General features: G+C 69.3%; 10 protein-coding genes. 4 read left to right on the forward strand and 6 right to left on the reverse strand.

Annotation, left to right across the window (positions count from 1 at the left end; translation table 11 throughout):
• Nucleotides 1-487 precede the first annotated feature (487 nt).
• The 3 genes from IO20_RS0132905 to IO20_RS40525 all read right to left on the reverse strand — a co-directional run bounded on the left by IO20_RS0132905 (nucleotide 488) and on the right by IO20_RS40525 (nucleotide 3,575).
• Nucleotides 488-2,398 carry a pentapeptide repeat-containing protein gene (locus tag IO20_RS0132905; RefSeq protein ID WP_245685136.1) on the reverse strand — a complete coding sequence of 637 codons (1,911 nt, stop codon included), beginning with the start codon at nucleotides 2,396-2,398 and terminating at the stop codon, nucleotides 488-490.
• Nucleotides 2,399-2,640: 242 nt separating this feature from the next.
• On the reverse strand, nucleotides 2,641-2,763 hold the full coding sequence (locus IO20_RS42075; RefSeq protein WP_281181693.1) for a hypothetical protein: 123 nt from the start codon (nucleotides 2,761-2,763) through the stop codon (nucleotides 2,641-2,643).
• A gap of 638 nt (nucleotides 2,764-3,401) precedes the next feature.
• A complete protein-coding gene (locus IO20_RS40525) occupies nucleotides 3,402-3,575 on the reverse strand; it encodes a hypothetical protein (RefSeq protein WP_157850844.1) in 174 nt (57 codons plus the stop codon).
• Nucleotides 3,576-3,900: 325 nt separating this feature from the next.
• Between IO20_RS40525 and IO20_RS0132920 the strand changes: the two genes are divergently transcribed.
• The gene (locus IO20_RS0132920; protein ID WP_051875141.1) at nucleotides 3,901-4,935 is read left to right on the forward strand and encodes an IS630 family transposase; all 1,035 of its coding nucleotides are present in this window, start codon (nucleotides 3,901-3,903) and stop codon (nucleotides 4,933-4,935) included.
• A gap of 317 nt (nucleotides 4,936-5,252) precedes the next feature.
• Here IO20_RS0132920 and IO20_RS0132925 read toward each other — a convergent pair whose 3' ends face one another.
• Together IO20_RS0132925 and IO20_RS0132930 are read right to left on the reverse strand one after the other, a co-directional pair.
• The gene (locus tag IO20_RS0132925; protein WP_030556778.1) at nucleotides 5,253-5,450 is read right to left on the reverse strand and encodes a DUF6207 family protein; all 198 of its coding nucleotides are present in this window, start codon (nucleotides 5,448-5,450) and stop codon (nucleotides 5,253-5,255) included.
• 160 nt (nucleotides 5,451-5,610) lie between these two features.
• Nucleotides 5,611-6,576 (reverse strand): protein NO VEIN domain-containing protein, encoded by a 966-nt coding sequence (locus IO20_RS0132930; protein ID WP_245685137.1) that lies wholly within the window; start codon nucleotides 6,574-6,576, stop codon nucleotides 5,611-5,613.
• A gap of 348 nt (nucleotides 6,577-6,924) precedes the next feature.
• Here IO20_RS0132930 and IO20_RS0132935 point away from each other — a divergent pair, with 348 nt between their 5' ends.
• The 3 genes from IO20_RS0132935 (at nucleotide 6,925) to IO20_RS0132945 (ending at nucleotide 11,233) form a co-directional block, all read left to right on the forward strand.
• Nucleotides 6,925-8,820 (forward strand): DNA/RNA helicase domain-containing protein, encoded by a 1,896-nt coding sequence (locus tag IO20_RS0132935; RefSeq protein ID WP_051875135.1) that lies wholly within the window; start codon nucleotides 6,925-6,927, stop codon nucleotides 8,818-8,820.
• A 112-nt stretch (nucleotides 8,821-8,932) separates the two neighbouring features.
• Nucleotides 8,933-9,697, forward strand: a complete 765-nt coding sequence (locus IO20_RS0132940) for a hypothetical protein (RefSeq protein WP_051875132.1) — start codon at nucleotides 8,933-8,935, stop codon at nucleotides 9,695-9,697.
• A gap of 594 nt (nucleotides 9,698-10,291) precedes the next feature.
• Entirely contained in the window at nucleotides 10,292-11,233 is a 942-nt protein-coding gene (locus IO20_RS0132945) for a hypothetical protein (protein WP_157850845.1), read from the forward strand.
• A gap of 284 nt (nucleotides 11,234-11,517) precedes the next feature.
• Here the strand turns inward: IO20_RS0132945 and IO20_RS0132950 are convergent, their stop codons facing one another.
• Nucleotides 11,518-12,210, reverse strand: coding sequence for an HNH endonuclease family protein (locus IO20_RS0132950; protein ID WP_030556770.1), 693 nt, complete (start codon nucleotides 12,208-12,210; stop codon nucleotides 11,518-11,520).
• Between the last annotated feature and the right edge of the window lie 308 nt (nucleotides 12,211-12,518).

Genomic DNA, 12,518 nt, shown 5'->3' on the forward strand with positions numbered 1-12,518 from the left:
AGGCACCAAGGCGTACGCCGTCTCGCACGAGCCAGTCACTCGCAATCGAACACCGAGGTAACGCTCCGCGACGGCTCCCCAAGATCTGTGCCAGAACCCCGTTCTCGTGAACAAAGCCAGACGTTCGATGGACCCCACGGCAGCGGCGCGGACGCGGTCCCGGGATCGGCGGGACCGCCGCCCGGCGGGCGCGGGGGTGGGGTCGGCCGTCCAGTCGCCGGCGGCGGCGCGTTCGGCAGCTGTCATCGCCCGCGGATCGCGGACAAGCGGCTCGGACAGGTCGGTGCGGCCGGGCCCGAAGGGCCGACGTCGTGCGGTGCTCACCGTCCCAGTCTCGCCGGTGCCCACGTCTCGGCCTTACTCAGGTCCACCTCTTCGTACGGCTACCGCGTACGGAAGGCTTGCTCACCTTGGGTCGAGCTGTCACACGAGGAAGCCCTCCGAGCGGTTGGACGTTCAGTCTGCTGAACACCCTGGGGTCGGACGATCAGCGTTTGATGCGTCCGCGGATGGCGAGGACGGCGAGGGCGAGGAGGGCGGGTTCGAGGAGGCGGGAGGTCATCTCGATATAGGTGCCAGTGGTGGTGAGGTCCTGGCCGCTGGAGCGGAAGACCACGGAGTTGAGCGTGACGTTCAGGGCTTTGTCGAAGCGTTTGCTGGTGAATCTGTCCCCGGTGGGGTTCTTCACGTCCTGCTTGTCGATGATGAAGGTGACGGTGCCGCCGCCCGCCGGGACGGTGCCGGTGGCTTCCTGTTTCGGGGACGACATCGGCAGGCCGGAGGCCATCAGCAGCACGATGGTGGCAAGCATGGCGGCGGCGAGCCAGCCCAGGGCGCGGCCGGCGCGGAGGCCGTAGCCGGAGAGCAGCCAGTAGGCCCACAGCAGACGGCGTTCGGCTTTCGGGGTGCCGGTGCGGTCGTGACGGCGCATCTCGCACTCGCCGTAGTAGAAGTCGGCGGCGCCGGGTTCGTTCTTGCCGTCCTCGAACGCCTTGCGGAGCTGCCGGTACAGGGGCGCGATGTCGTCGGGGTCGGGTGTCCGGGCGGGGTCGGGGTGGTGCGGGCCGGTACGCCACCGGCGGGGCTCGGGCGGGGTGCCGGTGAAAACGGAGGGCTGGCCGACGGTTTGTGCCCGCCAGTGCTGCTCCTCGGCCAGCGTGCGCCGGCGAGTCCAGCGGACCGGGAATATGCCCTTGCGATGCCAGCCAGTGGGCGTAGAAGAAAGGGTGGTACGGCCCTCCAGCCGGAGCTGATCGAGGTGGAAGGCCCCAGAGAACAGGCAGTCGGACAGGTCGGTGTCCGTCAGTACCAGATGCGCGGCGTCCACGCCCTGCACCGACATCACCCGCACTTCCCCGCTCCCTGCCAGTGGGCTCTCGTCCAGGGGCGTCCTGCGTGGGCTGATGAACAGGGTCGGGTGAGCGATGACGGCGACAGGAGCCTCCAGCACCGCATGCCCCAGGTCCACAGATGCACGGCGGACCCGGACGGTCGCGGTCGACTGCCAACGGGTCCTCGTACACCGCACCTGCCTCGCCGCGACCTCCAGCGTCACCGGCGCCCCGAACACCGCCCCCGACAATCCCACCGTCCCTCCGCACACCACTGGCCCCCACCACGAAGCCGCCAAGAACTGCGCCTCGTCGAACCAGACGTCGCCGGAAAACCGCGCTCCGCCGAACCGCACGTCGCTGGAGAACCGCGCACGGTCGAACCAGGTGATGCCCGAGAACCGCGCCTCGCGGAAGGTGGCGAAGCCAGAAAACTGCGCCTCGCCGAACCCGGTGATACCAGAGAACTGCGCCTCGCCGAAGTTCGCGGCGCCGGAGAACTGCGCCCCGGCAAACCCAGCGTCGTCGAAGAACCGTGCCTTGCCGAAGTTGGCGTTGCCGGAGAACTGCGCTCCGCCGAACCAGGCATCGCCGGAGAACTGCGCCTCGACGAACCAGGCGGCCCCCAGGTGTGGACGTCGGCTGACGGGGTCGCGGACGGCGTCGAGGAAGTGATTGAGGAGGTCTTCGGTGAAGGGGGTGCCACGGTGGTCGATGTCGGCTCCGGGGGTCAGACCAGACAGGTAGGTGTCGCGGTCGGTGTCGGTCAGGTGGGCGAGGCAGGCGGTGTGGCCCGGGACCTGGATGCCGTGGCAACCGACGGGATCGGCGGGGTGGGCGCCGTGGGCACAGTGCGGCCAGGACGGTGCCGACGGTGAGGGGGTACTCATGGGATAACGGCTCCAGGAGGGAAGAGTGCCCGCGTTGCTGCCCGGGCGGGTAGCAACGGGGCGGGACGGAGGTATGGGGTCAGCCGCACCCAGGGCGGAAACGGTTACACGCGGTATACGGGTTCTCGTCTGTCTCGCCGCGGCGGTGGCGCTCGGCCTGGTAGGCGGTCCAGGCATCCGCGCCTTGACAGACGGACTGCGCGGGCGTGCCGGTCCAAACTGCGCAGGCGCGGGCCAGTGCTTCGACGCCGCGCGACACGCCGCAGCACGGCCGCCACCCTCGCCAGATCCACGACCACCGCAAGCCGGTCGGGAAAATCGGCTTCGGGCCGCAGATTCACCACCGGCGGGAAACTCTCCGGCTGAAGGTGCTGGCTCGGCAGGGGAATCGGCTCGCCGGTCTTGACCCGGACCGCCTTTCATCCCGACAGGTCAAGGCAGTCCTCGATCGTCGCCTTCGGCAGCTTGCGGGTCGTGTCGAGCACCGTCACCTTCGGCGCGTGCCCCAGCTCGCCCGTGCCGATCGTCCCGGCCTTCTTCATCCGGGCCAGGTCAATGCGGAACTGTCCGAGCGCGTCCAGGCTCGCGTAACTCTCCAGGTCCGTGCCCTTGGCATCGGCCTTCGCGAGGACGGCCTGTTCTCTTCCGGGTCGCCGGGGACGTCGTCGGCGCGGGCGGCTGGGTGGTCGTGACGGGCGCGGTGATGGCCAGCACCTTCGCGTCGTCGTGAGTGCCAGGAGCGCGAGCGCGGGCGCCGCTGTGCGTGTGTGTCGAGCCGTCACTATCAAGGGAGTCCCCCGCGCAGTCGAAGCCGATCACGAGCACCGTAGCGGGACGCATACGAATGGTCGCAGCCGACCTGGCGAGTCCGTCAGCACCCGCCGCCCGCCCGGCCCATGAACACCCAACCTCTCCATACGGCTATCGCGTACAAGGAGGTGTCGTCGCGCGGATCAGGCTTGACCACGTGGCCTGACTAGGTGAAACGCTCGTGCTCAAAAGGTGGGCGTCCCACCTCCGGTCACATCTCCGGTGCAACCCCTAGTGCGCCTCTGCAGACAACGGTGGGGCCAACCTTCGGTGCAACCCTCCCGAGGCGGGGCCGGTAGGGCTTGCCCACCCCGGGAATGACTGTCACATCCGTACGACTTCCGGACCCCGTTGCCGGGGGGCCGGCGCGCTACAGGTCGGCGAGGCCGAAGACGGCGGCGACGTACAGGGCGCCGAACGCGCAGGCGACCGTCAGGGGGATGCCGAGGCGGGGGTGGCGCCAGACGAGGTAGCCGGGCACGGCCAGGACGAGCAGGCCGACGGTGGGCACGAGCAGCAGGACCAGGAACGTGGTCGTGGACATGGAATTCCCCCTCGAGATGTGTGTGGATGCCGGTCGGTCGACGCGGCGATCCGCACTTTCAAGGAGGAAGGGGTTAGCCGCGCAACTCCCCGGCACTCAAGGCCCCAAGGGAATCTCATTCAATAGTTCGCGGACTTCTGACCTGGTGCATCTCGCCGCCGGGCAAGCGCTAGTGACCTGGTCGTGAGTTGATTCGACACCACGTGAGTCGCTTTGCGTACCAATTTGCGGGTTTGGCTGACGGGTGCCGGTTGGCTTCGGTCTGCTGTGCGCTGTGGGTGACAGCAGGCTGGAGCCGCTGGTCCTGAGCGAGACCGAGCGGCAGATGTTGAGCAACTGGGTCAAGCGCCGGACGACCGCGCAGGGGCTGGCCCTGCGGGCGAGGATCGTGCTGGCGTGTGCGGAGGGCGGGCCGAACCTGGCGGTCGCGGCCCGGCTGGGTGTGAACCGGGGCACCGTCGCCAAGTGGCGCGCGGGGTTCCTGCGTGACCGGCTCGACGGGCTCGCGGACGAGCCACGGCCCGGGGTGCCACGGACCATCACCGACGCCCAGGTCGAAGAGGTGGTGGTCCGCACCCTGGAGGAGACACCTCCCGGCGGGACACACTGGTCCAAGCGGGAACTGGCCAAGGCCGTGGGGATCTCCCCAGCGAATGTGCTGCGGATCTGGCACGCCTTCGGCCTGCAGCCGTGGCGGACCGAGACCTTCAAGATCTCCCCGGACCCGTTCCTGATCGACAAGGTCCGTGACGTCGTCGGCCTGTATCTGGCTCCGCCGGCGAACGCCGTCGTCTTCGCGGTGGACGAGAAACCGCAGATCCAGGCATTGGAGCGGACCGCTCCTGTGCTGCCGATGATCCCGGGAGTTCCCGAGCGGCGGAGCTTCGACTACGTCCGCCACGGAACCGTCGATCTGTTCGCCGCGCTGAACACCGCGACGGGCCAGGTGATCACGAAGCTGTCCGCCCAGCACCGGGCGGTGGACTTCCGGGACTTCCTCGACGAGATCGACCGCCAGACCGATGAAGGCCTGGCGGTCCACGTCATCTGTGACAACCTCTCCGCCCACAAGGCACCCGTGGTGCACAAGTGGTTGCTCGCGCATCCCCGCTTCCAGCTCCACTTCACCCCCACCTACTCGTCCTGGATCAACCAGGTCGAGCGGTGGTTCGCCGAGCTGGAACGACGCTGCCTCGAACGCGGAGTGTTCTGCTCTCTCGACGACCTCAAGACCGCGCTGGAGAACTGGATCAAGGTCTGGAACGACGAGGCCCGGCCCTTCAAATGGACCAAGACCGCCGACCAGATCCTCGACCGCATCTGCCGCTACTGCTCACGCATCTCCGAACCAGATCACTAGGCGACCCTGGGCAAGCCTCGAATACGGCCGGTACCACGGGCATGGGCAAGCCCCGCAACCCGTACGAGGACTCCGCGCATGCGGGGCGGTTGGGTCGGGTGCAGCTCCTGCACCTCGGCGGGGCGGGGCGTGCGGCTGTCCTGGAGTCTGCCGGAACGGGGGAAATCCGGCAGACTCCTGGACTACCAGAGCGGTCCCATGCGCTCACTACCCGCCTGCCCCCGAACCCACCTCCCACACACCACCTTCCGCCCCAGGCAGACCGGAGAGTCCGGCCGGGGACGGCGCAGCCGGCCGCGGCCGGTGTGGCTTCTGGGTCAGGGCCGCAGGTCGGCGTAGAGCCGTGCGGTGACACCCGGCTCTCCGGGGACGCGCCGTACCCGCGGTGTCCCCGAAGTCGCCCAGCGCCGGCCGAGTTCCTCGACGGCCGCCTGGAGGGTCGCTTCGTCGGTGGCGGTGATGTCCAGGACGATCAGGCCGGGCTCGCTGACGTGGATCGGGTCAATCGGTTCCATGCCCGCCAGAACGCCCCTGCGGAGGTGGCGGCGTCGGGAGCATCGCCCGGATCGCCTGGACGGGTCGAGTTCCGTGCGGATTTGACCCCGGAGACGGTCCGGATGCTGACGGCGGCACACGCAAGGACGCCGAGGGCGGCAAGCGGCCTGAACGGCAGGCTCAGCCGGTCGTGTCGGGGAGGCGGTACTCGTACTTGCGGGGTCGGAGGTCTTCCTCGGCCGGTTCCCAGTCGGTGTAGTGGGAGACGGTGCCTTCGCTGGGGGTGTAGGGGTCGGTGCGGGTGTCGACCTTGATGTCGCTGACGACGTAGAGGTCGACGGTGTTGATTTCGTCCCGGGCGTGCAGGACCTCGTTGATCGTCAGTTCGACGCTCGTGGCCGCGCCGGTCGTGCCCTTGACCTCGACGTGGCGTTCCTGGGTGCCGCGGGTGCAGCGCAGGTCGTAGGGCTTGCCCAGCTTTTCGACCGTCCAGCCCTCGGCTTCGTAGTGGGAGGTGGCGAACGCTTCGGCATACTCCTCGATGGCCTTGCGCTTCTTGGGGTCGGAGATGTAGCCGGCGCCGCGGCGGCGGCGCTGGGGCTTCTTCCTGCCCTCGACCTGTTCGGCGGTGAAGCCCGGGGACTTGTCCAGGGGGATGTCCTCGGGCTCGTCGGGGTCGAAGGGGATGCCGGCGAGTTCCAGGAGGCGCTGGGCGGGCATCTGGACGAGCTTGCCCATGCCGCGGTCGGTGCCCGAGCGGCGGATGGCGTCGCTGCCGGCCTCGGTGAGCGGTCCGTCGAGGCCCAGGGGGACGTTGTCGAGTTTGGCCAGGGGTTCGATGCCGAAGCGCTGGGGGTACTTCAGGCGCCGTTCGACTTCCTCGTCGGGCCAGTGCCAGGATTTCCCTTCGTAGAAGCCGCCGCGGACCTGGAAGAGGTAGAGGGTGGCGGTGTCCCTGAGCCACTGCTCGAGCTGGACACGGGGCGAGGCGCCGGTGGCCAGGACCGCGAAGCGGGGGCGGGCGCCGTCGTACTCGGGCTTCTTCTCCGGGAAGCCCCAGGAGAGTGTCTCGATGCCGTGCTCGAGGTTGCGCTGGGACTCGGTGCTCTGGCCCACGTGGACCATGACGAACGTCGAACTCTTCATACAGGCCATCATAGTGATGCGCTTATCGAGTGCTGGCTAAGTCCTTATTTTTGATAGCCTGCAGGACAGATGCTGGTCGAGGACGACAACTCGCAGGCTGAGCCTGGACTCTGACAACCCGGCGGCTGTTTCCGCCGGTGCGTGTGAGCCGTGGTCCGGGCCGTCCAGGACGGTCGGAGCAGGGACTCGCCGCAGTCCGGGGGGGCTGGGAGGTGTCGTGGAATCCGGGGGAAGAACATGTTCGAACAGACCACTGCAGCGTCCGCGCACAGCGGTGCCATTCTCCCCTCGCCGCGTCCCGCGCCGGGGACGACCGTGGGGAGGGTGGCGTGCGCGGCGTCGGGCAGGGTGGGTGAGCTCGCGGCCCGCGTCGGTGATCCGGCGTTCTTGAGGCAGTGCGCGGTCCGGTACACGGCTGCCGGGTTCGGGGTGCCGGGCGAGGCGGAGGTGCGCAGCTGGCGCAACAGCTGGCCGCCTCTGCTGCGGGCGCTGGTGCGGGCGGGGTTATCGGACCTGTGGGTGTATCTGGAGTACGGCACGCCGGGTGGTGGCCGGCGCCTGGACGCGCTGCTGGTCGGTACCAAGGCGGACGGGGCGCTGGGGCTGGTGGTCGTGGAGCTGAAGCAGTGGCAGTCCTGCCGGGTTCTCGACGCCGGGCGGGTCCTGCGCACAGACGGGGTGGTGACGGCCCATCCGGTGTTTCAGGTCGCGGCCTACCGGAGCTTCTTCCGGCACTGGCGGCCCGCCGGGGCGCCGAGGCTGGATGTGCGGGCGGTGGTAGTGCTGCATAACGCCAGCGCCGAAGAGGCGGCTGTCCTGCGCCTCGGTGCTCCCGCCGTCGCCGATATCCCCGTCCTGAGCGGTGCGGACCTGTCCGCACCAGCGGAGGACCTGGCTGCATTGTTGCGGGCCGGGGGCCTGGCCGCGCCGGACGCCGCCCGAAGAGCGGCCTTCGAGGGCATCCGGTGGGAGCCCTCCAGCAGGCTGCTCGACCACGTCGGTTCCGTCCTGGAAGGCAACAGCGCCTTCGCCCTGGTGGGCGACCAGCAGGACGCGTTCCTGCAGATCCGCGCGACCGCGGCGCTCCACCTGCCCGGCCGCGGCGGGAGTACGGCACCCGGCGACGGGACGGGTGCGGTCATCACCGTGCGCGGTGGGCCGGGCAGCGGCAAGACAGCGCTCGCCGTGCGGCTGCTGGGCCACCTCATGCGCCAGCACCCCACGACCCGCCCCCGCTTCATCACCCCGTCCGGGACCCTGCGCGCCCACCTCCTGGACGCCGTGAGCGGTCACAGCGCCGCCCGTGAACTGTTCCCCGGCATCGGTTACCTGCGGGCCGCCGCACGGCAAGCCGGCGCGCTCGTCATCGACGAGGCACAGCGGATCAAGCGCGGCGCCCACGGGCTGCCGCCGGACCTGGCCGCCGTGATCGAACACGTCCCGCTCGCCGTCGTCTTCCTCGACGAACGCCAGATCATCCGCCCCGACGAAGGCACCACCGTCGAAGAGATCCACGCCGCCGCCGGGCACCTGGGCCGCGCCCACCACCACCTGGAGCTCACCGGCTCGTTCCGCTGCGCCGGATCAGCCGCCTACACCGCCTGGGTCGACGCCCTGCTCTACGGCACGCCCCGCCCCTGGAAGGGCCACACCGGCTACGACCTGGGGCTCGCTGATGACCCCTTCCACCTGCAGCAGTGGATCGAACAGGCCACGGCCGCCGGGCACACCGCCCGCACCACCGCCGGATTCTGCTGGCCCTGGACCCGCAGCCGCCCCCGCGGCGCCACCACCCTCCCCCTCGACATCACCATCGACGTCCCCAGCACCAGCCCCGCCGCCCCGGACCGGACCTGGCACGCGGCCTGGAACGCCGCATCCGCCCTCACCCACCCCGACGACGGCCGCCCCCTCGCCCCCCACAACCAGCTCTGGGCCACCCACACCGGCGGACACCAACAGATCGGCTGCATCTACACCGCACAAGGCCTCGAATACCGCGACGCAGGCGTCATCATCGGCCCCGACCTCACCTGGAACAACGACCACTGGGAAGCCCACCCCCACCACAGCCACGACGAAACCCTCCGCTACCTGCCCCCCGACCAATACCTGCGCTACGCCCTCAACACCTACCGCGTCCTACTCACCCGCGGCACCCACACCACCCGCATCCACTCCACCCACCCCACCACCCAACACATGCTCCACACCCTCATCCACCCCACCACCCCAGCCGACTGACCAGCACCGCCACCAAGGACGCGAACCACACAAACCCGCCCACACACGGAACGCCCCCGCCTCCCGCTGCGACGTCGGGAGCGTTGTCGGACCTGACGGCTACCGTGCGTCCATGGACGCAGCAGAATGGATCGCCGCCGGCTCCGCCGGGGTGGCGGTGCTCGCGGCAGGCTTCAGCTGGCGGCAGGTCAGGCATGCCAACGGCCAGGTGCTGGCGGCCCAGGAGCAGGTCGTCGTGGCCCGGCGCAAACTGGAGCACGCGCAGAAGGTGCACCGGGAACAGAACGAGCCGTACGTCATCGTCGACATCCAGCCCGCCGGCGGCCCCAGACGGGGTCTTCTTCTGCTCATCGTCGAGAACATCGGCTCCACGGTTGCCCGCAACGTGCGGATCACCGCCGATCCCCCGCTCGAATCGGCTCTGGGAGCCGAGTACACCACGCGTCTGCAGCGTGCCCTGGAGCGCACCTTCCCCATGATTCCGCCAGGGCGCCGGCTCGAGTACACCTTCGACGGACCGATGCGGTGGGAAAACACCGAGCTGCCCACCGCGTACACCTTCACAGTCCGCTGCGAGGGGCCCTTCGGCCGGATGGAGGAGCAGCAGTACGCCGTCGACTTCGGCACCTGGGTGGAAACGCTGCTCCCTCCGCTGCCCCTAAAGCAGATGGAGGACAACCTGGAAAAGATCCGCAGGGAGCTGAAGAGCATGGTCGGCGTCTTCGAGAAGAGTCACGCGCCTGCCATCCGGGAGGAGAACGAGCACGCCATGCAGCAGCACCGCGAGCGCGCGGCAGCCCGAACGGCACGACAGAACCAGGCCGCAGAGGCCGAAGCCGCAGGCGAAGGACCAAGCGAGAAGGCTGCGGGCAGCTAACTCAGAGGCGCTCCGTCGTCCCCCAGCGGGTGCTGCCCCGGCGCGCGTTTGACGAGGTAGCGGACCTGGACGCGGCTGCCGGTGCCGGCCTATTGCAGGCGGCCCCGGTACCAGGCGAGGGTTCCGGTCCGACCGGATTGCCCAAGACCGGTATGGGCAAGCCCCACGACACGCGCTGGGATTACGGTGGCGCGGGGCGGGGGTGTCGGTGGGCCGTGACGGCGGGCCGGTCCAGCGTGAGGCGCGCGCGGGATCGGCCGCTCCCCGATCCGGTGCCGGCGCGAGGTCGGGGAGCCGCCCGGGCGCATGCAGGACGAGGTGGCTTCAGGACTCCGGTCCCGAAGCACTACCGCGGGCCCTGTTCGAGCCCCCGTCGTACGGCTTCCCGATCCATCGATGCAGCACATACGGGGTGTTCACGAGTGCTCCTGACCAGCCATCTCCCGGCCCGTTGAAGATCGCTTCCCAGGTGCAGGATGATCGCTTCCCGTTCCGGACAGCGCCGAGGACGACCTGGACTTTCACTGAGCTTCTTCAGCGTTGCTGGTCCGGGGTGGTGTGGCCGGGTCAAGCTTCGACAGCGGAAGGAGAACTGTGGGTATCGCTGGCGGGTTTACACCCAACACGAGTGTCCATGCGGAGTTGAACTTTGCCGTTCCGGAAGGAAGGAAGGGCTATCGGCGTCTGGTGGAAGAGTGGTTCGTCGACGCTGCCAGGAGTCTGAGTGGGGCAGCGCTGGAGCCTTTCACACATGGCCTCGATCTAACGGGCCGTGGAGCTGTGCTGAGCAAGTCGGGACTCCCGTACGGCGAACCCGGTGAGCTGTGGGGAAGTCTGTTCACCACGAAAGTGGCCCGCGGTAGACGCACGCGCTCCAGCCGGGCGTGGTCGCCGACGGAGTGGGATGCTTTCCTCGACGGTCTCGAGAAGGTCCCCTTCGAGGTGGCACTCAAGCTGACGCGACTTGGTGCGGACGGGTACCCTGCCGGACCTTGGCTCAAGGTCACCGCCGAGCGGGACATCGAGGCTCCCGAGTGGGTGCGGCTCACGGCCGATCGGTCCTCGGAGGAGTTCTTCGCCCCGGATCGCTCTTCCGGCGTCCAGCTGCAGTGGATCACGTTCCTGCGCCGCCAACTGGTGGAGGCGGGGCAGACCTGCCTCTTCGGGTGCTTGACGGACGACGCCGAGACGACCACCCAGCGGACGGCCCTGGAAGCGTCACTGGGGCTCTTTCAGGACGAGACCCTCCCGGAACTGGACTCCCGGCTGCGCGGTTACTCGTGGATCACCGTGTGCTCCCCCGGTGTCGCGAGCCGCCTCGGAGGTTCTGAGGCGCTCCGGTCTTCCGGGGCGTTCTCATCGGTCACTCCGCTGGTCGACGGCGGCCTGGCGCTCCAGGCGACCGAGGACATGCGCGACTACACTCCTGACCGCATTGCCATGGTCTACCGGCAGCTACAGGCGGTGCTACCGCCCGGTGAGCCGGTGGGCGGGTACTCGGACATGACCCTTCGGCTGGTCTTCGGAGAGCGCTGAGGCGGTCCGGTGGCGGTGCAGCGGACGGTGCGGCGCCGGGTGTTCAGCGCCTGCAGGTGTTCATGCAGGTGATGTCCAGGACGACAAGGACGGGCTCATCACATGGATCGGGTCAACCGGTTCCCCGCCCGCCAGAACCCCTTGCGGGCACGACGAGCGCGGTGGAGGTTCCTGACATTCCGGCCGACGACGTCGCAGTCGTCGGCCGCCGCCCACCACGCCGACGGGCCGCTGAAGCCGAAGCGAGCGGCCGCCGACGGGCGGGCTGGCGCGTGGTCCGCGGGTTACGGGGCCGGGGTGTAGTGGACGACGGTCATCTCGCACGGGCCGCCGGCGTAGACGTTGATCGCGTCGATCTCGCTCTGGTCGGCGGCCAGGCCCCAGCGGAGCTTGGTCGCGGTCCACTCGGCGAGGTAGCGGCAGGTGGCGTTCGGGGCCGGCGGCATCCAGGTGGCTGGGTCCTGGTCGGCCTTCTGACGGTTCGTGCGCGCGGTCACGGCGACAAGGCTGGTGGCCGCGTCCTGGTCGTTCGCGTATGCCTCGCGCCGCTTCGCGTCCCAGGCGGAGGCGCCGGAATCCCAGGCCTCGGCGAGGGGGACCATGTGGTCGATGTCGAGCTTCGCCGGGTCGGTGACCTCCTGCTCGTCGTAGTACGACAGCCACTCCCCCTCGGACAGCTTGCAGCCAGCCGCGACCGACGGGGCCTCGGTCGCCTCCGCCAGGAGCACCTCGGCCCGGGTGTTGCAACCGTCCGCGGGATCGAGTCCGGTGTTCCAGTGCCGGAACTTGTCCCGGGTGTAGCCGGCCCGGCTCTCCTCAGCGACCGGGATCTGGCCGATCGCGTAGGAGAGCGGGAACGTCTGCGCCGCGACCGCGGCGGGCGGGGCGGCCGGGGCGGCCTGCGCGGCGGCAGGCAGCGTGAGCGGGGTCAGGGCGAGGGAAAGCGCGGCAAGGCCGCGAGCCATGTTCTTGATCACGACAGCTGGCGTACCGGCCGGCGCAAATGCCGGCCACCACTTTCGCGGCCGCCGCGCCCGGCTGGACGAACAGGTTCACCGGAGAAACGTTCAGCTCCGCCGGGCTAAGACCTCACTCCAGTGAGCCGCGAACCTGTAACCGAAGCGCGGAACGCACTGCGCCCCACACCTGGGTCACAGGTGCGGGGCGCGGATGGGAAACGCACCAGCTTGACCAGTCGGCACGGCCCCTGCAGCTGACCGTAGCGGGCGGGCGGCACCGTACGGTCGCATCCGGCTCGTCGATGACCGAGACGAGCTACATGTCC

It is taken from the genome of Streptomyces exfoliatus (assembly GCF_000725545.1).
GTDB classification, from domain to species: Bacteria; Actinomycetota; Actinomycetes; order Streptomycetales; family Streptomycetaceae; genus Streptomyces; species Streptomyces exfoliatus.

What these genes read in the sequence shown, in the direction of transcription:
- IO20_RS0132905 (WP_245685136.1), bottom strand. Translation starts at nt 2,398, where the DNA reads ATGCCTGGACCGCCTACCAGGCCGAGCGCCACCGCCGCGGCGAGACAG.
- IO20_RS42075 (WP_281181693.1), bottom strand. Translation starts at nt 2,763, where the DNA reads ATGAAGAAGGCCGGGACGATCGGCACGGGCGAGCTGGGGCACGCGCCG.
- IO20_RS40525 (WP_157850844.1), bottom strand. Translation starts at nt 3,575, where the DNA reads ATGTCCACGACCACGTTCCTGGTCCTGCTGCTCGTGCCCACCGTCGGC.
- IO20_RS0132920 (WP_051875141.1), top strand. Translation starts at nt 3,901, where the DNA reads ATGTTGAGCAACTGGGTCAAGCGCCGGACGACCGCGCAGGGGCTGGCC.
- IO20_RS0132925 (WP_030556778.1), bottom strand. Translation starts at nt 5,450, where the DNA reads ATGGAACCGATTGACCCGATCCACGTCAGCGAGCCCGGCCTGATCGTC.
- IO20_RS0132930 (WP_245685137.1), bottom strand. Translation starts at nt 6,576, where the DNA reads ATGAAGAGTTCGACGTTCGTCATGGTCCACGTGGGCCAGAGCACCGAG.
- IO20_RS0132940 (WP_051875132.1), top strand. Translation starts at nt 8,933, where the DNA reads ATGGACGCAGCAGAATGGATCGCCGCCGGCTCCGCCGGGGTGGCGGTG.